Here is a 21,254-nt window from a genome sequence, read left to right on the forward strand (position 1 = left end):
GGTTTATCTTCTCCAGCCCCCAGAACGGCCTGCTCAACCGGTCTCCCAACGCACGGCCAACGCCCGGGCGGCCATCAGAAAGACAAACCCGCTGGCCACCAGCACCGAGATCTGCGGCCACAACTCGGCCAGCGGCAACTCCCGCCAAAACACCTTGTTGTAACCGTCCAGGGCCCAGGCGTTGAACGTCCACAGACCGGCTCGCTGCAATCCTTCCCCCATCAGGTAGCGCGGCACCATCGATCCGCCCAACGCACTCATCGACAGCACGAGGATCACCGACAGGCCGTTCAACTGGTTGCGGGTGCGGCACAGCGTCGCCAGCAGTAACCCAAAACTCGCCGCCGCTCCGGCCGTCACCAACGTCATCGCCGTAAAGCCCTGCCAGTGGCCCAGCAGATCGATGCCAAAGACCCATTGTCCCCACAGAAACATCAGCGTCGTTTGAACCACGCCCAGACCCAGCTGGTACACCCATTTGCCCAGCAACAATTGGTCCATCGTCAGACGCGTGGCGAACAGGCGTTCCAGGGTCCCGTTCTCCTGCTCCTCCAACAACGCTCCACCACCGCCACTGGCGCCGAACAGCAGGAACATCACGGCGATTCCGGCCGCGTACATGCTGACCGCCGGTTTGCTTTCGTCGCCCCGCAGCACGTCCTCGACGCTAATCCGCGGGGCACTCAGCCCGGCTTCGGCCGGCAACCGGCGCGCGGCCGGCGCTTCCCCCGGCACGCTTACCAGGGTGCCCGGCGGAGTTGGCTTGCCCGGCGGGGCGGGCTTGCCCGGCGGAGTTGGGGGGATGGTCGATCGGGCGGTGACGCTGATCGCCTGGGCCGTGATCGCCGAAACCAGCTGAGCTGCGATCGGGTCGGACGCATCGGCCAACAGACGGGCCGCCGGGCCCTCGGGACCGTCCTCCAGCAACAACGCTACGACGACCTCGCCGCGGCGCACCTGCTGGCGGGCCCGACGTTCGCGGTCGGTTCGTTCGCCGTCGGGGTGTTTGCCGTCGGGGTGTTTGCCGTCGGGGTGTTCTGGCGGCGGCAGGGCGAACAGCTGCAGCCCCGGGGCGTCGGCCAAGCGTGCCAGCACCGCCGCGCTGCGGGCCGTGCCGGCCGCGTCGACCGTCAGGACTTTGATGCGCGGCGAGTCCTGGCCGCCGATCCCACCGCCGAAGATGACCGCAAAGATGCTGAAGAACGCCAGCGGAACGACGAACGAAAGCAGCAGTTCGACGCGGCTGTGTCGCAATCGACGCAGATTGATTTGCACCACGGTCCAGATCATCGCAGGGGCGGCTCCGTGTTCATGCGTCGCGCAGGTTATTGCCGGTCAGTTGCAGGAAGACCTGGTTCAGCGAGGGCGCGGCGACGGCGAGGTCGGCGATCCTGTGGCCGGCCCGCTCGACACTGTCGAGCAACTGTGGAAGCCGCCGCGAAACGTCCTCGAGCTGCGCTTCCAGCTCGTCGGCGCGGCCGCCTCGACGCCAGTAGCGAGGCGCTGCAGCGACGGTTCCGTGCACCCGCAGGCGGACGTGCCGCGCCGTGCCCAGGGTCCGCCGAATCAATTCGTCCAGCGTGCCCTCGGCCACCACCCGGCCGTGATCGAAGATGACGATCCGGTCGCAGCGGGTTTCGGCTTCGTCCAGTTGGTGCGTGGTCAAAATGATCGAGGTGCCGGTCGCTCCCAGCTCGTCCAGCATGGCGAAGATCCGCGCGCGGCTCTGGGGGTCGACGCCCACGGTCGGTTCGTCCAACAGAATGACTTCCGGGGCGTGCAGCACACCGCAGGCCAGGTTAATCCGTCGCTGCATGCCGCCGGAGAAGCGGCCCACGGGGTCGCCGGCGCGGTCGCTCAAACCCGTCCACGCCAGGGCCCACTGCACGCGCTGGCGAAGGTGGCGGCCGCGGAGGCCGTACAAGCGGCCGAAGATCTGCAGGTTTTCGCGAGCGGTCAAGTCGCTGTAGATGGCCAATTCCTGAGGCACCAATCCCAGGCTATGCCGCTGATCGCGGTGTTCCAGCGGCCGGCCGCCCAACAGGATAGTGCCGGAGTCGGGACGCGTCCGCCCGGTCAAGCAGCGGATCAGGGTGGTTTTACCGGCGCCGTTGGGACCGAGCAGCCCCAGTCGCTCGCCCGGTGCCAGCTGCAGCGACGCGCCGCGCAGGACGTGCTGGTTGCCAAAGGCTTTGCGCAGATCGATCGTTTGCAGCGCGAAATCCATTTCGCCAGTCTCCCACGGTTCGGCCCACCGGGCCGCTCGTTTCGGGCCGCTCCTTCACGTTTCCTCGATTCGCTCCCGGGACGTCAATGCCAGTTGCCCGGTATGGCACCCAGCGAGTTGTCAGGCACCCAGCGAGTTGTCAGGCACCCAGCGAGGAAGACATCGAATGAGGCGTTTTCTTTTCGCTCGCCAGCAGGGCCGGCGAGCGGATGGTTTCGTGGGCAGTGTCCTCGGGCGGCACCGGGGTTTCGGCCGGAGGCGTATGCGGTTTGGAGCGGCCGCGGCGGCGGCCGCCGCGCCGCCGGTGCTGCCGGAACATGTCCAGCCCCAGCAACAACAAATACGCCGAGCACAGTCCGCACACGCCCCACATCAGTCCCAGTGCGAACCAGTTGACCAGGTGATGGTCCAGGACCTGGTAAGCCTGGTGCACCAGCCGGACCGAAGAAGCCAGCAGGCCGATCAGAGCAACCGTTCCGGCGACCCACATCCAGCTGCGTTTGCGGTGCGGATTCAGCGAAACGATCCCGCAAAACACCAGCGGGATACCCAGCATCATGGGCACAAAGGCGGTCGCCAGTTTTTCGGGGCTGCCTACCATCCCCAGTACGGTCAGCCCGCACAGAGCAAGTCCGAAAACGACGGAAGTTTGAGGCATGGGTGGGACCGATTCAGCGTAAAGGAAGGCTGGACGGGGCGATAAACCATCTATTGTGACGGTTTTCGCACGCCGACAACAGGTGAATTGCGGGCTAGACAGCCACCGCGAGGCGGGGACGCCATTTTGACGCGTACCGGCCCGGCTGTACAAGATGGCTAGAAGAACGACGTCACCGGCATCACAAAAATTTTGCCGTCGCCCATCCGGCCGCTGCGCGCCGCCGCCACCACCTTCTGCACCACCTCTTCGACGCGGAGGTCGTCCACCCACATGGTGATTTCCACTTTCGGCAAGAACGCTTCGGCGTACTCGCGGTCCTGGTATTGGTCGAGGTAGTTTTTTTGGCGGCCAAAGCCCTTGACCTCGGTGATGCTCAGGCCTTCGAGCGGGGCGCGGCGCAGGTTATCCAGTACCGCTTGGGTCAGGTAGGGTTTTACCACCGCGACGATCTGTTTCACGATCCAGCTCCGCGCTACGGGGCTTGGGGCGACAGCGTGACCAGGACCGGCAGGTGGTCGCTAGCAAAACGTCCTGCGGCGGTTTTCGGGTTCAGCGTTCGATGCGTCTTCACCCGGACGCGGTCGCCGACCAGGACGTAGTCGATGCGGACCTTGTCGTCGATGGCTTTGAAGCCGTTCCAGGTTCCGCTCGGACCCTCCGCCGCGGTGTCGCTGAGGTCGCGGCTGTCCTGCAGGTGGACCTTATCGCCGGCGGCCGTAAAGGCTTGGAGAGGAGCGCTGTCGGGCCGGGCGTTGAAGTCGCCGGTGACGACTACCGGGTCGCCCTTGGCCAAGGACTGAAGCTTCCGCTGGATCAACCGTGCCGATTCGTGGCGCGCCTGCGAGCCGCGATGGTCCAGGTGGGTGTTGACGACCAACCAGTCGGCCTTGCTGTGCCGGTCGCGCAGCCGCACCCAGCTGGCGATTCGCGGTAGGGCCGCGTCCCAGCCCTTCGAACCGACGACGTCGGGGGTGGGAGACAGCCAGAACGTGCCGGCCTCCAAGCGTTCGTAGCGATCCTTGCGAAAGGCGATCGCGCAGGATTCGCCATCCTGTTTGCCGTCGGTGCGGCCCACGGCGTACCAGGAAAAATCGGGGCAACGCTGCTGCAGATCTTTCAGTTGACCGGTCGTCACCTCTTGCAGGCCCGCCACATCGGCCCCGCGGATGACCTCCGCCACGCGGTCCCGTCGCTCGCTCCACACGTCCTGGCCGTCACCCGGATTGGCGTAGCGGATGTTGTAGCTGAGCAGGTCGAAGCTCTGTTCGGAAGGCTTCTCTTCGGCTTCGAGCGACATCGTCATCAGCAAGGCCAGGCAACAAGACAAAGGCAAACTCAGGAATCTTCGCGTCACAGTCCAAACTCCGTAGCGGCGGGATGCAGGCGGGGTACTAAACAGGTGCGTAGGAACCACTGGGCACATTCGGCTGATCTCCCCAACGACTCCTGCCTGGCTGCGTAACAGTAGACGGCCAGCCCGGGCGGCTTACAAGGACCCCGGCCTTTTCGGTAGACCTGTCTTTTCGGTAGACCTGTCTTTTCGGTAGACCTGTCTTTTCGGTAGACCGGGCTTTTCGGTAGACCGGGCTCTACAGGGGCCGGATCCAGATGTTGCGATACCGGACGGGATTGCCGTGGTCCTGCAGCATGATGTGGCCGGCGGGCGGATGCGCCGAATAGACCGGGGAACGGCCGGCTCGGGCCACGCCTTTGAGTTCGCGAGCGTGGTGGATCATGACGCCGTTGTGCAGCACCGTGATCACGGCCGGACGCGTGACTTTGCCATCGGTGAATTCGGGAGCTCGGAACAGGATGTCGTAGGTCTGCCACTGGCCGGGCTGGCGGGCGGCGTTCACCTCGGGCGGGAATTGCCCATAGATCGCCCCGGCCTGGCCGTCGGCGTAGGTAAAGTTGTCGAACGAATCGAGCACCTGGACTTCGTAGACGTTGAACAGCTTGATGCCGCTGTTGCCGCGACCCTGGCTGGCTCCCCGAGCCGGTTCGGGGGAGGACCATTCGATGTGCAGCTGGCAACTGCCGAACGTATCGATCGTGTGCAGGCTGCCCGTGCCGCCGACGACCTCCATGTAGCCGTTCTCCACTTTCCATCGCGGCTTGTACAGTTGGTCGCCGCCGCGGATGTGAGCCCAAGCCGACAGGTCGGTGCCATCGAACAAGACAATCGCGTCACTCGGCGCGGTCGTCCCCTGCCCCTTGTTCAGGTCCACCTCGCCCGGCGTCACCTGCGCGGGGCGAGGCCGATAGATGTCGTGGACACGCCACGGCAACCCGGCGATCGCTCCCGAGTTGTCCGCTCCCACTTTCGGCAGTTTCGGATACTTGGCCGGATCCAACTCAGCCGGCTTCGCGTCATCCTGCTCAGCCGGTTTTTCCTCAGCGGGTTTCTTCTCAGCGGGTTTCTTCTCAGCGGGTTTTTGCTCTGCGGGTTTTTCCTCCGCGGGTGGCTGAAGGGCGAGCGCGGAGGAGACGGGGCAGGCCAGCAAGGAGGCAGTGGCGAAGAGGAGCAGCAGAAACGAAACTCTCATTGTCTTATTCACGGGACGATAGCAATCGAAGCGTTGTCGGACACGAAAAAAAGAAACCCTTTTGGCCCATTGTACTTCCCGCCGCGGCGGAGCGAGATTGGCAGCGGGGGGTTGTGGCAAGAGATTTTGAGATTTGCTCGCTCCGCTGCGGGGGTTGTCTCGGCATCGGGCTCGGCAACAATGAATGCCCGTTTGAAACGGACTAACCGCTTGTTTCCCACCTTTCCCAAAGAGTCGTGTTGATGAACCGCTCCCTCTCCTCCGTTCGCTTGTTGGCCGTTGCTTCGTTGGCGTTTTTGCTGTCCGTCGGTTCGGCTACCGCTGCCGACCCGGTCGTGGTCGAACTCGATACGACCGCGGGCAAAATCAAGTTGGCCCTGGATGACGACAAGGCGCCCAAGACGGTCAAGAACTTTGTTCAGTACGTCGAAGAGGGCCACTACGATGGCACCGTGTTTCACCGCGTGATCAAGGACTTCATGATCCAGGGTGGCGGCATGACCGCCGACATGAAGGAGAAGGAGACCCGCGAGCCGATCGAAAACGAAGCCGGCAACGGGCTGAAGAACGTGCCCTACTCGGTCGCCATGGCTCGCACGCCTCATCCCCACAGCGCCACGAGCCAATTCTTTATCAACCACGCCGATAATTCGTTCCTCAACCGCGAAGAGTCGGCCGACGGTTTCGGCTATGCCGTGTTCGGCAAAGTGATCGAGGGCAAGGAAGTGGTCGACAAGATCGCCGCGGTCGAAACCAGCACCAAAGCTGGACATGCCAACGTCCCGGTCGAGCCGATCACGATCACCAAGGCACGCGTGGTTAAAAACGACGGCGAAGCTGACAAGTAGAGGGAGAGGCTTTCACAGGCTGGAAGCCTATGCCACTGTTCACAGGCTGGAAGCCTATGCCACTGGAAACCTATGCCTCTGCTCGGTGCTCGAACCTTTCGATGCTTTCGCAGCGGCCGCTGGCCGGGTCTACGTGGACCAACGCGCCGCACAGTCGCACGTCGCCGGTGGCCACGTGGTAGTGTACCGGTTCGAAGCTGATCGTGGTTTTTAGGACGCGTTCGATGCTGCGTCCGATGATGCTGTCGTAGGGGCCGGTCATGCCCACGTCGCACTGAAACGCCGTGCCGCCGGGCAACACCGCGGCATCGGCTGTGGGGACGTGGGTATGGGTTCCCAGCACGGCGGAAACCCGCCCGTCCAGGTAGCGTCCCAGCAACTGTTTATCGCTGGTCGCTTCGGCGTGCACGTCCACAATTTTCACCGTGGCCGCGGCCGGCAATTCTTCCAGCACACGGTCGGCGGCGGCGAAGGGGCAGTCGACCGGGCGCGTGTGGACTCGGCCCAGCAGGGCAAAGATCGCCACGGTGGTCCCGTCGGGGGCGGTGATGGTGGTCCAGGGTTTGCCGGGGGCGCTGGCCGGATAGTTGGCCGGGCGCACGATCCGCCGGTCGGATTCCAGTCGCGGATAGATCTCGCGTTTGCGGTACACGTGATCGCCCATGGTTATCGCGTCGACGCCGTCGCGGATCAGGGCATCGAATTGACGCACCGTCAAACCCGATCCATCGGCGGCGTTCTCGGCGTTGGCGATCACCAGATCCAAGCGATGTTCGGTGCGCAGATCGCGCAGGTGAGCTTTGATCGCGGACATGCCGGGTTTGCCGACGATGTCGCCCAGGAACAGGATGCGCATCAGCGTGCGACCTCGGTAAAACGGCTCTCCCGCACCACGGTGACTTTGATTTCGCCGGGATAGGTCAGCTGTTGCTCGAAGGCTTTGGCGATTTTGCGGCACACCAAGGCGGCCTTGGCATCGTCGGTTTTTTCGGCCCCGACGATGACCCGCAGTTCGCGGCCGGCCTGGATGGCGAAGGCCTGCTGGACGCCGTCAAAGCCGGTGGCGATCGCTTCCAGCTCTTCCATGCGTTTGATGTACCGTTCCAGGGACTCGCGGCGCGCCCCCGGGCGGCTGGCGCTGCAGGCATCGGCCGTGGCGACCAGCATCGTGTAGGGGTATTCGGTGACGATTTCATCGTGGTGCCCGAGGGCGGCGTGCACGACTTCGGGCGGCTGGTTGTGACGTTTCAGCAGGTCGGCTCCGATTTTGGGGTGCCCGCCCTCCAGTTCGTGGTCGGCCGCCTTGCCGATATCGTGCAGCAGTCCGCAGTGTCGAGCCAGGTCGCCATCGAGGCCGATCATCTCGGCCAGCAAACCGGACAGAAAGGCCACTTCGACGCTGTGTCGCAGCACGTTCTGGCTGTAGCTGGTGCGGAAGTGCAAGCGGCCCAGCATCTGCACGATCTTGTCGGGCAATCCCGGCAGGTTCACTTCTTCGATCGCTTCGCGACCCTTGTTCATGATGAACGAATCGATTTCTTTTTCGGTCGCCGCCACGACCTCTTCGATCCGCGAGGGATGGATCCGGCCGTCCGCAATTAATTTATCCAGCGACATCCGGCCGATTTCGCGGCGGACCGGATCGAACCCGCTGACGATCACCACGCCGGGGGTATCGTCGATGATCACGTCGACGCCGGTGGCCTTTTCAAAGCTGCGGATGTTGCGGCCTTCGCGGCCGATGATGCGGCCCTTCATGTCGTCGTTGGGGATGTCGACGGTGCTGGTCGTCGATTCGGCGGTATGGGCCGAGGCATAGCGTTGGATGGCGGTCAGCAGGATCTCGCGGCCCTTGCTGTCGGCCAGTTCGGTCACCCGTCGCTCGTGCCGCAGGACCGCCGTGCCGACTTCCTGTTCCAGTTCCTGTTCGAGGTTGGTCATCAGCCGGGTGACGGCTTCCTCCCGCGACAACCCGCTGACCTCCTGCAGCGCGGCGACCTGGCGTTTGGCCGCCGCCTCCAGTTGGCTGCGATGTTTGTTGGCCGTTTCGATCTGTGCGGTCAGCCGCTGCTGGGTGTTTTCCAGGCCTCGAGCCTGTTTCTGCAAGCTGGCCTCTTGGGCGGTCAACGCATCGCGTTGCTGCTGAACCCGGGCGGCTTCGCTGCGAACCTGTTCGCGAGACTTGCTGATTTCCTCCTCGGCCTGTGCCTTGATGCTCATCGCCGCCTCTTTGGCCTCCAGGCGGGCACGGTCCTTCAGGTTGGCGACTTCGGCCTTAGCCAGTTCCAGAATTCGCTCCGCCTCGCTTTGCGCTTCCTGGCGTCCCCTGGCCCGAATCCATCTTTCGATGCCCAAAGTCAAGAAGCAACCGAACACAGCCGCCAGCAAGACGGCAATGAGTACGAACGGGTCGAGCATGTCGCGATCCTCTATATGGGGGAGAATCGCCGGAAAACCGGGGTGGCGGAGGGGGCTATCGGGATGGCATTTCCTGCGGGACGTCCCGAGGGCAAACGCGGAACACCGTTTCCGTGACCGATCAACAGCGTTAGCCTGTCAAAATTCAAAGACGAGAAACGATTGCCCACGAGAGTAACCGGCCGGTCTACTGGCGAGTTGTGTGTTCTCAAGATCAATCGGCCAGAGCTCGATCTCGGGAGCCATTCCCGCGATCGCTCTCGTGGCTGCGGGCAATCCTACCAGTTGTGATAGCGGGCTGAAACAATGGGGAACGAAAAGCCTTTCGGCGACGCTTTCCGCGGGCTGTGCCACCGCTTGGAGGACGCCTGGCCGGCGGCCAGTTGGGTCGATGTGCCGTGCTTGGTGGCCGTCAGCGGCGGAGCTGACAGCGTCGCCCTGCTGTGCGCGATGGCCGCGGTGCATGCCGCGCACCGCGGCCGCGGCACCCTGCGCGTGGCGCACTACCATCACGGACTCCGCGGCGCGGCCGCCGACGCCGATGCCGACTTCGTGCGGCGGCTGGCCGGTCGCCTGCAGTTGCCTTTCGTCGTCGGGACCGCATCCCCATCGGCAGCCGGCGTCGCGGTGGCCGACGAAGCGAGCCTGCGCGAGCTGCGTTATCGGTTCCTGGGAACCGAAGCGCATCGCTGTGGCGCCCGCTGGGTGGCCGTCGGGCATACGCGCGAGGACAACGTGGAGACGCTGCTGCATCAGATGCTGCGCGGCTGCGGCCCGCAGGGACTGGCCGGCATGCCCCGCAGTCGCGAGCTGGTCGCCGACGTGATGTTGATTCGGCCTTTGCTACAGCTGCCCCGCGGCGACCTCCGCGCCGCCCTGAAGGCTCGGGGCCAGCCCTGGCGGGAAGACGCCAGCAACGCCCAGTTGCACTACAAACGCAACTGGCTGCGGCATCATCTGCTGCCCGAGATCGAGCAGCAGTATCCCGGAGCCGGTCAGCGATTGGCCCAGACGATCCAGCAGCAAGCCGACGTCCTGCAGGTGCTCGACGCCGCCGCCGATCGCTGGCTGGAGCAGTGCGTCCGTTTCGCGCCGGGCCGATTAACGGTGCGCGACCAGTCGGCGGCCGAGGCGACCATCGTGCGGGCCCTGCAAAAAGCCTGGGACCGGCAGAGATGGTCCCGCGGCGGCTTCAGCGCCGAACACTGGCAGCGAATCGCCCGCGCGATTTCGAATCCTCAGGCCCCGCCGCAGACCCTGCCGGGAAACATCCGCCTGCACCGGCACGGCAGCGAGTTGAGGTTGGAATCGGAAATCTGAAACCTCCTGACTCCTCCACTCACAGCAGCGGTTCGCCGGGGTCGTCGTTTTCGATCGTCATGTTGTCGCGGTGGAGGACGGTTTCGAAGGGGCAGTGTCCCAGCACGTCGGCGATCTGGTCGCTGGGCAGTCCGGCGATCCGGGACAGTTCGTCGGCCGGGTAATTGATCAGGCCCCGAGCGACCGTGCGGCCGCTGGGGTCGCAGACTTCCACACAGTCGCCGCGTTCGAACAAGCCGCTGCAGCCGACCACGCCGATCGCCAGCAGGCTGCCGCCGGCGACGATGGCATCGGCCGCGCCCTGGTCGATACCGATTCGCCCGGTGATGGCCGCGGCGTGTCCGATCCAGCGGCGGCGTCCGCGGAGCGGATCCGAGACCGGCTTGAACAGGGTGCCCAGCGGCTCGCCGGCGCAGATCCGCTTGAGCACGTCGGGGCAGCGTCCCGAGGCGATGATCGTGGGGTGGCCGTAGGCACAGGCCGCGGCCGCCGCGTGCAACTTGCTGGCCATGCCGCCCTTGCTCAGCCCGCCGGCGGTGGGCGCCTGCACCAGGTCCCAGACGGGTTCGTCCAGCTTTTCCACCGTGGGGATGACCTGGCTGGTGGGCTGGTCGGGCGGCCCGTCCATCAACCCCTCAACGTCGGACAGAATGATGAGCAGCGCCTCCTGCAGCAGGCCCGACACGGCGGCCGCCATGCGGTCGTTGTCGCCGAAGGTGGTCATCAGTTCCTCGACGGCCACCGAGTCGTTTTCGTTGATCACGGCGATCGCGCCCAGGTCGTGGATCTGGGACAGGGCATTGCGGACATTCAGGTAACTGGTTCGGTGTCGCAGGTCCTCGGCCGTCAACAGGACCAGGGCGGCGTGGTATCCGCCCTGAGCCATGGCCGCCTCGTAGACCTGGATCAGCTGGGCCTGTCCGATGGCCGCCAGGGCCTGCAGCTTGGAAAGGCCTGTAGGGCGGGAATCCAGCCCCAACCGGCCCATGCCTGCACCCACCGCACCACTGCTGACTAGAATCACTTGCCGGCCGGTGTCGGCGATCTCGCACAACTGGGCGGACAGCCGCTCCAGCTGGGGCACATCCAGTTGGCCGTTGGCATTGGTCAACACTCGCGTTCCGACTTTGACGATCACCCGTCTGGCTTGCGAGATCGCCGCAAGGCGTTGAGGGTCGGGCGCGGTCACGGTTTGCGAAGTAGAGGGCAAGGAATTCTCCAGGACTCGACAAGGGAGGGACGAACGGATTGCTTAAGTGTACGAAAGGCCGGTTGAGTCGGGAATTGCGGGTAACTATTCTATGGCTTTCCTAGTCCCCCTTAGCAATGCCCCCAAAGCGTCTTATGCGATACTGCCAGCTGGACTCGATCATCGAGCTTGTGCCCGGACGCAAGCTGGTAGCGACGCGGACGTTGCGTGCCGACGAAGAATACCTGCTGGATCATTTTCCGCGGTTTCCCGTGATGCCCGGCGTGATGATGCTGGAAGCCCTGCATCAAGCGGCGTTTTGGATGGTGTACACCGGGGACGATTTTGCCCACCCGCTGGTCGTGCTGCGCGAGGCCAAGAGCGTCAAATTTGGCGATTTTTTGACGCCCGGCGAGACGCTGCGGGTGACGGCCGAATGCGTCAAAGAGAAAGACGGCCTGGTGACGGTCAAAGCCAAGGCCTGCAAGGGCGAACGGACCACCGTCTCGGCCCGCTTGATATTGGAAAAGAAGGGCACGGGCCATCCCGAACGCCTGCAAACCGATGAATTTGTCCGGGGACGGTTAAAAAAACAGTTTTCTGAATTGTTCAGCGAAGCGATTTCCGCTACAGCATAGCCTCCCACGCCAAGACTTTCGCTTCGACTCGCCCCGCTCCGCGTGGACGCTCCCGGGCTTCGCCCCCACATTTCCGCTCACCTTCCCTTCCACTGCCCCTTACACAACTGCATTGTAGGAACTCTCTAATGGCCTATACCGACGAAGAAATTTTTCAGAAAGTTCGCGAAGCTTTGGAAGACGCTTTGGGTGTCGATGAAGACGAAGTGACTCCGGACGCCACCTTGGTGGGGGATCTGGGCGCCGAGTCGATCGACTTCCTGGACATCGTGTTCAAGCTGGAAAAATCGTTCGATATCCAAATCCCTCGCGAAGAGCTGTGGCCCGAGGACATCCTCACCAACAGCACCTACGTCGACGACGGCAAAGTCACCGCCCAGGGCCTCGAGGAACTCAAGCGGCGGATGCCCTGGGCCGACCTGAGCAACTTTGAAGAGAATCCCCGCGTCCAGGACTTCGGCAATCTGCTGACCGTTCAGGACATGTGCTCCTACGTCAAAGCCAAAGCCAACTAGACGCCGTTTTGCAAGGAAGCATGGCGTGGCGTCCCGACCCTTTTTGTCTGCTTCTGTTTTCTCGGCGGTAACGAACGATGCGTTGGCTGTGGCTCGACCGGTTCACTGAATTTCAAAGCGGCAGTCACGCCCGCGGAATCAAATGTGTGGCGTTGGACGAAGAGGTGGTCGACGAGTACTTCCCGGGCCACCCCTTCTTTCCTCCGACGTTGATTATCGAAGGCCTGGCGCAGCTGAGCGGGATCCTGGTCGCCGAGCATTTTGATTTCAAAGTCCGCGTGGTGCTGGCCAAGGTCAACCGCGCGGTCTACCACCGTAGCGCCCGGCCCGGCGACCAGTTGCACTACTACGCAAAACTGGAAAACACCCAGTCCGAAGGGGCCATCTGCAGTTGTACCAGCCACTGCGATGGCCAGTTGCAAGCGGAGGTGGATCTGATGTTCGCCTTCCTGGATGCAAAACGATTCGGGGTGGAATCGATGTTTAACAAAGGCGATCTGCTGACCATGCTGCGGTTGATGGACTTGTTCCATGTGGCCGTCGATGCCGATGGACAGCCGTTGGAAATTTCGCCAAACTTGTAACTTCCGTTTTTTTACCGCCACGCACCCAGCGCGAACCGAATATGCGTCGACGAGTTGTTGTCACCGGCATCGGCATGATCAACCCCATGGGGCATGACGTGCAAACCGTCTGGTCCGGCCTGCAAGAGGGCAAGAGCGGCGTGGGCTATACCACGTTGTTCGATGCCAGCGGGTTTCCCACCAAAATCTCGGCCGAAGTTAAAAACTGGGACATCACCGACAGCGGCGAGTCGGCCGAGCAGTGGAAGCATCGCGGACGACATACCAAGTTCGCCGCCGGTGCGGCCAAGCAAGCGATCGCCGACAGCGGTGTGCTGGACAGCGGAGTCGATCCGACCCGGTTCGGCGTGTACCTGGGCAGCGGCGAAGGCAATCAGGACTTTGCCTCGTTCTCGCAGATGATGGCCGCTTCGCTGGCCGACGGAGAATACGACGCGGAAAAGTTCATCCGCAAAGGCCTGGAAATCCTCGACCCGGCCGTCGAACTGGAACAAGAACCCAACATGCCGGCCGCCCACTTGGCCGGAATGTTCAACGCCCAAGGGCCCAACTACAACTGCTTGACCGCCTGCGCGGCCAGCAGCCAAGCCGTGGGCGAAGCGACGGAGATCATTCGCCGCGGCGATGCCGACGTGATGCTCTCCGGCGGCACGCACAGCATGATCCACCCCTTCGGCGTGACGGGGTTCAATCTGCTGACCGCACTGAGCGAACGCAACGACGAACCGACCAAGGCCAGCCGACCCTTTGACGCCACCCGCGATGGGTTCGTCCTGGGCGAAGGATCGGCGATGGTCGTTCTGGAAGAATTGGAATACGCCAAACGCCGTGGGGCCACGATCTATGGCGAAGTCCTCGGCTATGGGACCACCGCCGATGCCTACCGCATCACCGACATCCCGCCGGACGGCCACGGTGGGATCGCCAGCATGCGGATGAGCATCGCCGATGCGGGGCTGAACCCCGCAGACATCCAGTACGTCAACGCCCACGGCACCAGCACGACGGTGAACGATAAAGTCGAAACGCTGGCCTGCCGGACCGTGTTCGGCGAAGCCGCCGACAAGGTGCCGGTCAGCAGTACCAAGAGCATGATGGGGCACCTGATCGCCGCCGCCGGCGTCACCGAAATGATCGTCTGCCTGTTGGCGATCCGCGACTCGGTGCTGCCGCCGACGATCAACTATCACAACCCCGACCCACTGTGCGATCTGGACTACGTGCCCAACGAAGCCCGTCCGGCCGAGATCCGCTACGCCCTGAACAACAGCTTCGGGTTCGGCGGCCAGAACGTCACCCTCTGCCTCGGCCGCTACGACGGCAAATAACCAGTGGCATAGGCTTCCAGCCTGTGAAAACCAGTGGCATAGGCTTCCAGCCTGTGAAGACCAGTGGCATAGGCTTCCAGCCTGTGAAGACAGTGGCATAGGCTTCCAGCCTGTGAAACCAGTGGCATGGGCTTCCAGCCTGTGAAGACAGTGGCATAGGCTTCCAGCCTGTGAAGACCAGAATAAAAATCACAGGCTAGAAGCCTATGCCACTGGGAAGCCTCGGCCGCGTGGGCTCAGCGCTGCTGCTGCTGGGTTTCTTTGGCGGCGGTGCGTTCCAGCGGCATCGCGCCTTGGACGTCCTCGGGAAAGATGCTCCAGACCGGCACCTTGGACTGCATGTCGGCCAGCAGTCGTTCCTCGGATTCGGCGATCCGCTGCTTGCGGAGCTTCTCGCGGATTTCATCCTGCACTTCGGAGATGGGCCGCAGGCCGGCCTCTTTGCGGTCTAGGACGCGGACGATGTGCAGGCCGACTTCGTCCTCGATAAAAGGGCTCATCTTGTTCAGCGGCAGGGCAAAGATCTGATCCTCCAGCCGTTTGGACACCAGCGATCCGCGCTGGGTCCAGTCGTGGAATCCGCCAGCCGAGGCGAAGGGTTCCTGGGATTTCTTCTTGGCCACCGCCTGCATATTGCCTCCGAACAGGGCTTCGTTGCCCATCGCCGCGAGCGCCTCGGCGGCTTCCTGACGCGAGTCAAAGCGGTCAAAACGCACGGTCAACTGTTCCCATTTTGCCTGCGCCGCTTGACGGAACTCGTCCCGGTGCCCGTCGTAGTACTCTTGGATCTCAAAGATGGTGATCTTGGGATCCTGGTCGACCACTTCGTTCAAGTACATGCGTCCGAGCATGCTGTCGACGAACTCCCGCTGTTGGCTTTCCAGCGACGAGCCCTGCGAACGCAGTCTTTCGTCCAGCTCGGTTAATTCGGTCAGCTCCAGTTTCTCCATCAGGTGCGGGACCTGACTTTCGTAGAACAGTTTGCGGGCCCGTGAATGCATCATTTTCTGCACCTCGGCTCGCTTGTCGGCGCCCTGCGTTCCGGCCTGTTTCAAGAGGAACGCTTCGCCCATCATTTTGGCTTGGATCGCTTGCTGCAGCAGGCCGCGGAGCATGTTGACGCGGCCGTACTTGATTTCTTCTTCGGTCAACGGACGGCCCTGTTGCTCTTCGACCATCTGCAGGCGGCGGTCGATTTTGGGCATCAAATCGCCCAACAGGATCGGCGACTGTCCGACCACGGCGATCAGCGCGGCGGGGTTTTCCGGCAGTTCGGTCGCCAACGCTTCCTCGATCTTTTCTGGCGAAGGCGCTTGCTGGGCAGCGGCCATCGAGGGCATCGACAACAGCAAACCGGCCAGCAGAATCGCCGGCGCAGGCGAGCGGAATGGGACAGCGGCAGCGAGCATGGGGCGTCGAAGGAGTGCGAGAAACGGGGCCGAACGGACGCGTCCCTGGCGGGCCGGTCCGGATCGATCATGACGGTTCGCTTCGCTTGTACGCAGAAGCCCGCGGGGGTGTCAACCAGAATCGACGGGCGGCAATGCTAGCCGGGGCTGAGCACGCGGCGAGCCAGCTGCAGCCAGCCCACGCCGGTGGGGTCGTCGGGATCGATCTCCTTGGCCGGCACGTAGGCCTTGCGGCAGTCGACAATGCGTACCGGATGCTTGCTCTGGCGAGCCAGTTGCTCGATCCGCCCGGAATCGCTGTAGTTCAGCACCAGGAATCCGGTTTGCGTCTGCAGGCTGGAGATCAACCAGATGGCCGCGTCCAGCCGCAGTTCGGCCAGCTGCAGCATCCGCTCGACCGGAGGCGGTGGAGGGCCGAAACGATCCAGCAGCTCCTCACGCATCTCGGCGATCTGAGCGGCGCCGTCGATCCGCGAGATCCGCCGGTAGAGATCGATCTTGTGCCGCATGTCCGGGACGTAGTCCGCCGGCAGATAGGCTTCGACCGGCATGTCGATATCGACTTCCGCCGACAGCTTGGGCGGCAGATTCTGGGCCTTGCGGACGGCATCCTCGAGCAGTTGGCAGTACAGCTCGTAACCCACCGCGGCGATGTGGCCGCTCTGCTGCGTGCCCAGCAGGTTTCCGGCGCCGCGAATTTCCAGGTCCCGCATCGAGATGGCAAAGCCCGCCCCCATCTGCGAAAACTCCTCGATCGCTCGCAGCCGTTTCGAGGCTTCGGGCGTGAGAAATTTATTTCGGTCGACCATCAGATAGCAGTAGGCCTGGTTCTTGTAGCGACCGACGCGACCGCGCAACTGGTGCAGGTCGGCCAGCCCATAGCGATCGGCCTGGTCGACGAAGATCGTGTTGGCGTTGGGGATGTCCAGTCCGCTTTCGATGATCGTCGTAGCCAGCAGCAGGTCGAACTGACGCTCGACAAACCCCACCATCACGCGTTCCAGTTCCCCTTCGGCCATCTGACCGTGTCCGATGCCGATCCGCACCTCCGGGACGATGCGTTTGAGGCGTTCGGCGATGGCTCCCATATCGCCGATCCGGTTATGCACAAAGTAGATTTGTCCGCCCCGGTTCAATTCTCGCACGATGGCGTCGCGGATCATGGAATCGTCCCAGCGGCCGACGTGCGTTTCCACCGGCATCCGGTCCTCGGGCGGCGTTTCCAGATTGCTGATGTCGCGCGCCCCCACCAGGGCCATGTGCAGCGTCCGCGGGATCGGCGTGGCCGAGAGCGTCAGCACGTCGACGTTGCTGTGCAGCGTTTTCAGCCGTTCCTTGACCGCCACACCGAACCGCTGCTCCTCGTCGATGATCACCAGTCCGAGGTTGTAGAAGTCGACGTCTTTGGAAGCCAAGCGGTGGGTGCCGATCACGATGTCGACATTGCCGCTCTTCAGCCGCTTGACGACGTCGCGCTGTTCTTTGGCGGACACGAAACGGCTCAGTTTAGCGATGTCGAAGGGAAACTCGGCCATTCGCGTGGTGAAGCTGTGGTAGTGCTGTTCGGCCAGCACCGTCGTGGGAACCAGCACGGCCACCTGAAATCCGCTGTCGACGGCTTTGAACGCCGCCCGCATGGCGACTTCCGTTTTGCCATAGCCCACGTCGCCGCAGATCAACCGGTCCATCGGCCGCGGTTGCTGCATGTCCTCTTTAAAGGCTTCGATCGCCCGCAATTGGTCCGGGGTTTCGGTGTAGGGAAAGATGGCGTCGAATTGTTGTTGCCAGTGACTGTCGACGTTGAAAGCCAGGCCGCTGCGCGAAGCCCGCGCGGCTTGGACGTCCAGCAGTTCCGAAGCCATATCGTGGACGGCGGCTTCGGCGGCCTTTTTATTTTTGCTCCACGCCGTCCCGCCGATCTTGGCCAGTCGCGGCCGCGTCTTGCTGCCGCCGACATAGCGCTGGATCAAGCCGATGCGGGCCGCCGGCACATAGATCTTGGTGCCTTCGGCAAACTCGATGACCAGGTGCTCCTGGCCATGACCCTGTTTCTCGATCAGCTCCATCCCGCGATACAGTCCGATGCCGTGGGACAGATGGACGACCAGGTCGCCGGCTTTCAGCTGCTGGAAGCTGTCGATGGGCTTGCCGCGCACGCGGGTCTTGACGCGGCGCACCGGGCTGCGATGAAACAGTTCCGCACCGGTCAAAACCAGGGCTTCGGCGCCGGCCAGCCGGAACCCACCGCTCAGTGAGGCGACGGTCACCTTCAGGCGGCCCTCCTTCGCCGCTTGGGTGCTCCGCAGCAGTTCGCTCAACCGTTCGGCTTCGGCGCCCGTATCGCCGACGACCACCACACGGTGTCCGGCGGCCACCGTGTCGATCCGCTCCTGAACCTGTTCCAGATTGCCGATGAAGCTTTCGACCGACGCGGTCCGCAGGGACACCAGGTTGTCGGCGTCGCCGGGTGCCAAGTCGCTGGCCAGGGCCACGCGATGGCCGACGAAACTGGCCAGCAGCTCCTGCCAGGAACCGAAGTCGCCGCTGGCCCCGCTGCGATCGGCCAGGGCCTTGGCGCTGCTTTGACAACGCTGGGGGTCCACGACCACAACGGCGGCGTCTTCGGGCAGGTAATCGATCAGGCGGCCCGGGGTGGCGACCGAGCTGCCCACGGCCGCCAGTTCGACCTCGTCGAGCGTTTCGGTGCTGCGTTGGCTGGCCGGATCGAAACGCCGGATCGATTCGATGTCGTCGCCGAACAATTCGATCCGCAGCGGCAGCGGTTGGTCCGGCGAATAGATGTCCAGGATGCCGCCGCGCTGCGAGAATTCCCCGGGCAATTCCACCGCGGTGGCCGGATGGAAACCGGCTTCGGCCAACCACCGCCGCGTGTCCTCCAGGTCCAGCGTCTCGCCCACGCGCAGCATCCGCGTCGCCTGAGCGATCGCGTGGGGTGAGGGAACGGCCTGCAGGGCCGCGCCCACGTATGCGGTGACCACCAGCGGCTGGTCGTTCTCGTCCAGATGACGCAGCCGCTGCAGCACTTGCAGGCGATCGGCAAAGTCGGCGTCGCGGATCGACTCCGGGGCCTGCGTGTTGGCCGACAGCGGCAACGAGCACACGTTGCTGACCCCAAACGCTTGCAGGTCGCTGGCCACGACCTCGGCATCCACCGCTTCGGGCAACAGCACCAAGGTGGCTCGGTTGTGTGGACAAAGCGTGGCGGCCAACAGGGCCCGGACACTGCCATAGACGCCCTCGAACCACAGGTTCTGGCCGGGCTGCCAACGATCCAGCGGCGCAGCCAGCTCCGCCGCCACAGCCAATTGCCGCGGCAGTGCGGTCAGTTCGATACTCTCTGCGATCGCCGCTTCGGTCACGTCACTCCTGGGTATCACGGGTGTCAACGAAGTCCCCTCCGCCGAGCTCGCCCCAGCAAGCCCGAAGAAGTGACAGGTAAAGTCGACGTATTCTAGCGGAAGGAGCAAGTCCAAAGGATCGGATTGCAGATCTGAGATTTGAGATCTCAGATTTGCAATTTGCTAACTCTATCGGAATCTATGTACAACGCGGGGCGGTCAAATGCAGTGTTTTCTCCCCTCTCCCCCGCGGCGCCGCGAGCGTCAGCGAGTGAAGCAGTGGTGGGAGAGGGGCCGGGGGTGAGGGGGCTCAGGTGTAACGGAATGACTCATGACGTACGATCCCCACTGCCGTGCACCGCATCGAGATACGGCCATGGTGCTGCTGCTCTGCATCCCCCTCACCCCCGCCCCCTCTCCCCCGAAGCCTGGCTCGCTTAGGCTCGCCAGGCTTCGGGGGAGAGGGGAGAAATCTTTTCTTGTCGTACATAGATTCCGTTAAAGTCAGGAAATTAAAAATTTGCAATTTGCACTTTGCAATTCTCCCCCTCCTCCTCCTACCGCCCTGCCCCGCCTCATCCGGCTCTCCTCACCCCCCCCCCTCACCCTCGTTGCCTCTCCGCCTACAAACCCGATCGCTTACTTTCTATATTGACCGCTGAATCGTCTCCCCAACAACAACAGTGAGATCAAGATGAGTGTCGGTTTTGGGATTGTCGGATGTGGCATGATCGCCAACTTTCACGCACGCGCTCTGGCCGATGCCACGGGTGCCCAGCTGCTCGGCTGCACCAGCAACCGCCGGGAAAGTGCCGAAAAGTTCGCTGCCGAGCACGGCGGACAGGCGTTCGACAGCTTGGAAGAGATGCTGGCCGCCCCGGGGATCGATGCGGTGGCCATCTGCACGCCCAGCGGCAACCATCTGGATCCGGGATTGGCCGCCGCCGCGGCCGGCAAGCACGTGTTTGTGGAAAAGCCGCTGGAGATCACGGTCGAACGCTGCAATCAGTTGATCGAGGCCTGCGAAAAAGCCGGCGTGAAGCTGGGCGTCGCCTTCCAAAGCCGCTTTCACGAATCGTCCCGAGCCATGAAGCGAGCGGTCGAAGAGGGCCGCTTCGGAACCGTGACGCTGGGCGATGCCTACGTCAAATGGTATCGCAGCCAGGAATACTACGACAGCGGCGCGTGGCGCGGCACGTGGAAGCTGGATGGCGGCGGAGCCCTGATGAACCAGGCCATTCATACCGTCGACCTGCTCTCCTGGGTGATGGGCCCGGTTGCCGAAATCAGCGCGTTTACCAGTACGCTGGCCCACGAGCGGATCGAGGTCGAAGACGTGGCCGTGGCGAATCTGCGGTTTGCCAACGGAGCCCTGGGCGTGATCGAAGCCACCACGGCCTCTTACCCCGGTGCGCTCAAACGCATCGAGGTCTCCGGCAGCAAGGGCTCGGCCGTCCTGGAAGAAGAAGACATCCGGGACTGGGACTTTGCCGAACCCACGGCCGAGGACGAAGCCTTGAAAGCGGCCTTGGCCGGCAAGACCGAAACCGGTGGCGGAGCGTCGGACCCGGCGGCAATCGGCCACCACGGCCACACCTGTCTGTTCAACGATTTCGTCGAAGCTATCCGCGAAGATCGCCAACCGGCCGTCTGTGGTCGCGAAGGTCGCCGCAGCGTCGAAATCATTTGTGCGATCTACGAATCGGCCCAGCAAGGCAAGATCGTTCGTCTCCAGTAGGCGGTTCCCTCGAAGCGGGTCACGCCAAATGACGCCTCACTATTCTGTCAGCCAATGTCCGTTGTGCGGCAACGGGCTGTGTGGGATCCGGATGTGCGGGATCCATAGCGATGCCCCACACGGACTGGTCGTTTGCGACGAGTGCGAAGCCATCTGGCAGGAGCCCGACACGGCCACCGAGCACGTCTATCCGGATGCCGAAAACGCTCGCTGTCCGATTTGCGAAGCCGCCCTCTGGGGACCGCACAGCCGCTGGGCCAGCCGCGAGGATTGCCGTGTCCTGGGCTGGGAAGCAGCCATCGATGAAGACCTCTCCGGCCCCTAGCCGAACCTCGCGAGGCTTGGAATCCATAGGCGAACCCGCAAATCGACACAGCCCGCCGCCGGCGACGGGACCGGCTGTCGATTTAGTCGAAAACGCATTTGCTAAGCACGTCGCAACATTTCATTCGGCTTTACCCTCCCGCTGCGCGG

General features: G+C 63.3%; 19 protein-coding genes. 8 read left to right on the forward strand and 11 right to left on the reverse strand.

Features of this window, described 5'->3' with window-relative positions; translation table 11 throughout:
- Positions 1–33 precede the first annotated feature (33 nt).
- From GE027_RS16150 to GE027_RS16175, 6 genes are all read right to left on the reverse strand, one after another.
- On the reverse strand, positions 34–1,290 hold the full coding sequence (locus tag GE027_RS16150; protein WP_153558250.1) for an ABC transporter permease: 1,257 nt from the start codon (positions 1,288–1,290) through the stop codon (positions 34–36).
- Between the two features lie 19 nt (positions 1,291–1,309).
- Positions 1,310–2,227 carry an ABC transporter ATP-binding protein gene (locus GE027_RS16155; RefSeq protein ID WP_153558251.1) on the reverse strand — a complete coding sequence of 306 codons (918 nt, stop codon included), beginning with the start codon at positions 2,225–2,227 and terminating at the stop codon, positions 1,310–1,312.
- A gap of 139 nt (positions 2,228–2,366) precedes the next feature.
- Positions 2,367–2,885 (reverse strand): hypothetical protein, encoded by a 519-nt coding sequence (locus tag GE027_RS16160; protein WP_153558252.1) that lies wholly within the window; start codon positions 2,883–2,885, stop codon positions 2,367–2,369.
- Between the two features lie 158 nt (positions 2,886–3,043).
- On the reverse strand, positions 3,044–3,346 hold the full coding sequence (locus tag GE027_RS16165; protein WP_153558253.1) for a P-II family nitrogen regulator: 303 nt from the start codon (positions 3,344–3,346) through the stop codon (positions 3,044–3,046).
- 14 nt (positions 3,347–3,360) lie between these two features.
- The gene (locus tag GE027_RS16170) at positions 3,361–4,191 is read right to left on the reverse strand and encodes an endonuclease/exonuclease/phosphatase family protein (RefSeq protein WP_153558254.1); all 831 of its coding nucleotides are present in this window, start codon (positions 4,189–4,191) and stop codon (positions 3,361–3,363) included.
- Between the two features lie 286 nt (positions 4,192–4,477).
- Positions 4,478–5,434: a 3-keto-disaccharide hydrolase gene (locus GE027_RS16175; protein WP_153558255.1), complete on the reverse strand. Its 957-nt coding sequence runs from the start codon at positions 5,432–5,434 to the stop codon at positions 4,478–4,480.
- Between the two features lie 242 nt (positions 5,435–5,676).
- Between GE027_RS16175 and GE027_RS16180 the strand changes: the two genes are divergently transcribed.
- Positions 5,677–6,282: a peptidylprolyl isomerase gene (locus GE027_RS16180; protein WP_153558256.1), complete on the forward strand. Its 606-nt coding sequence runs from the start codon at positions 5,677–5,679 to the stop codon at positions 6,280–6,282.
- A 70-nt stretch (positions 6,283–6,352) separates the two neighbouring features.
- Here GE027_RS16180 and GE027_RS16185 read toward each other — a convergent pair whose 3' ends face one another.
- Complete coding sequence (locus tag GE027_RS16185) at positions 6,353–7,138, reverse strand: TIGR00282 family metallophosphoesterase (RefSeq protein ID WP_153558257.1); 786 nt, start codon at positions 7,136–7,138, stop codon at positions 6,353–6,355.
- Positions 7,138–8,700, reverse strand: a complete 1,563-nt coding sequence (gene rny, locus GE027_RS16190; RefSeq protein ID WP_153558258.1) for a ribonuclease Y — start codon at positions 8,698–8,700, stop codon at positions 7,138–7,140. Before rny ends, GE027_RS16185 begins: the two co-directional genes overlap by 1 nt.
- Positions 8,701–9,006: 306 nt before the next feature.
- Between rny and tilS the strand changes: the two genes are divergently transcribed.
- Entirely contained in the window at positions 9,007–10,020 is a 1,014-nt protein-coding gene (tilS, locus tag GE027_RS16195) for a tRNA lysidine(34) synthetase TilS (RefSeq protein ID WP_153558259.1), read from the forward strand.
- A gap of 19 nt (positions 10,021–10,039) precedes the next feature.
- Here tilS and proB read toward each other — a convergent pair whose 3' ends face one another.
- The gene (gene proB, locus GE027_RS16200) at positions 10,040–11,230 is read right to left on the reverse strand and encodes a glutamate 5-kinase (protein WP_237607583.1); all 1,191 of its coding nucleotides are present in this window, start codon (positions 11,228–11,230) and stop codon (positions 10,040–10,042) included.
- Between the two features lie 134 nt (positions 11,231–11,364).
- Here proB and GE027_RS16205 point away from each other — a divergent pair, with 134 nt between their 5' ends.
- The 4 genes from GE027_RS16205 to GE027_RS16220 all read left to right on the forward strand — a co-directional run bounded on the left by GE027_RS16205 (position 11,365) and on the right by GE027_RS16220 (position 14,274).
- Positions 11,365–11,847: a 3-hydroxyacyl-ACP dehydratase FabZ family protein gene (locus GE027_RS16205; RefSeq protein WP_153558261.1), complete on the forward strand. Its 483-nt coding sequence runs from the start codon at positions 11,365–11,367 to the stop codon at positions 11,845–11,847.
- Between the two features lie 128 nt (positions 11,848–11,975).
- Positions 11,976–12,362: an acyl carrier protein gene (locus GE027_RS16210; protein WP_153558262.1), complete on the forward strand. Its 387-nt coding sequence runs from the start codon at positions 11,976–11,978 to the stop codon at positions 12,360–12,362.
- A gap of 77 nt (positions 12,363–12,439) precedes the next feature.
- The gene (locus tag GE027_RS16215) at positions 12,440–12,946 is read left to right on the forward strand and encodes a 3-hydroxyacyl-ACP dehydratase FabZ family protein (protein ID WP_153558263.1); all 507 of its coding nucleotides are present in this window, start codon (positions 12,440–12,442) and stop codon (positions 12,944–12,946) included.
- A gap of 41 nt (positions 12,947–12,987) precedes the next feature.
- Positions 12,988–14,274: a beta-ketoacyl-[acyl-carrier-protein] synthase family protein gene (locus tag GE027_RS16220; RefSeq protein ID WP_153558264.1), complete on the forward strand. Its 1,287-nt coding sequence runs from the start codon at positions 12,988–12,990 to the stop codon at positions 14,272–14,274.
- Positions 14,275–14,510: 236 nt separating this feature from the next.
- Here the strand turns inward: GE027_RS16220 and GE027_RS16225 are convergent, their stop codons facing one another.
- Positions 14,511–15,683, reverse strand: a complete 1,173-nt coding sequence (locus GE027_RS16225) for a peptidylprolyl isomerase (RefSeq protein WP_153558265.1) — start codon at positions 15,681–15,683, stop codon at positions 14,511–14,513.
- A 137-nt stretch (positions 15,684–15,820) separates the two neighbouring features.
- Complete coding sequence (gene mfd, locus GE027_RS16230) at positions 15,821–19,003, reverse strand: transcription-repair coupling factor (protein WP_237607586.1); 3,183 nt, start codon at positions 19,001–19,003, stop codon at positions 15,821–15,823.
- A 733-nt stretch (positions 19,004–19,736) separates the two neighbouring features.
- On the opposite strand from mfd, the gene GE027_RS16235 reads away from it, so the two are divergent.
- The gene (locus GE027_RS16235; RefSeq protein WP_153558266.1) at positions 19,737–20,780 is read left to right on the forward strand and encodes a Gfo/Idh/MocA family protein; all 1,044 of its coding nucleotides are present in this window, start codon (positions 19,737–19,739) and stop codon (positions 20,778–20,780) included.
- Positions 20,781–20,808: 28 nt separating this feature from the next.
- A complete protein-coding gene (locus GE027_RS16240; RefSeq protein ID WP_153558267.1) occupies positions 20,809–21,105 on the forward strand; it encodes a hypothetical protein in 297 nt (98 codons plus the stop codon).
- Positions 21,106–21,254: the final 149 nt, after the last annotated feature.

Source organism: Roseimaritima sediminicola (assembly GCF_009618275.1).
Lineage (GTDB): Bacteria > Planctomycetota > Planctomycetia > Pirellulales > Pirellulaceae > Roseimaritima > Roseimaritima sediminicola.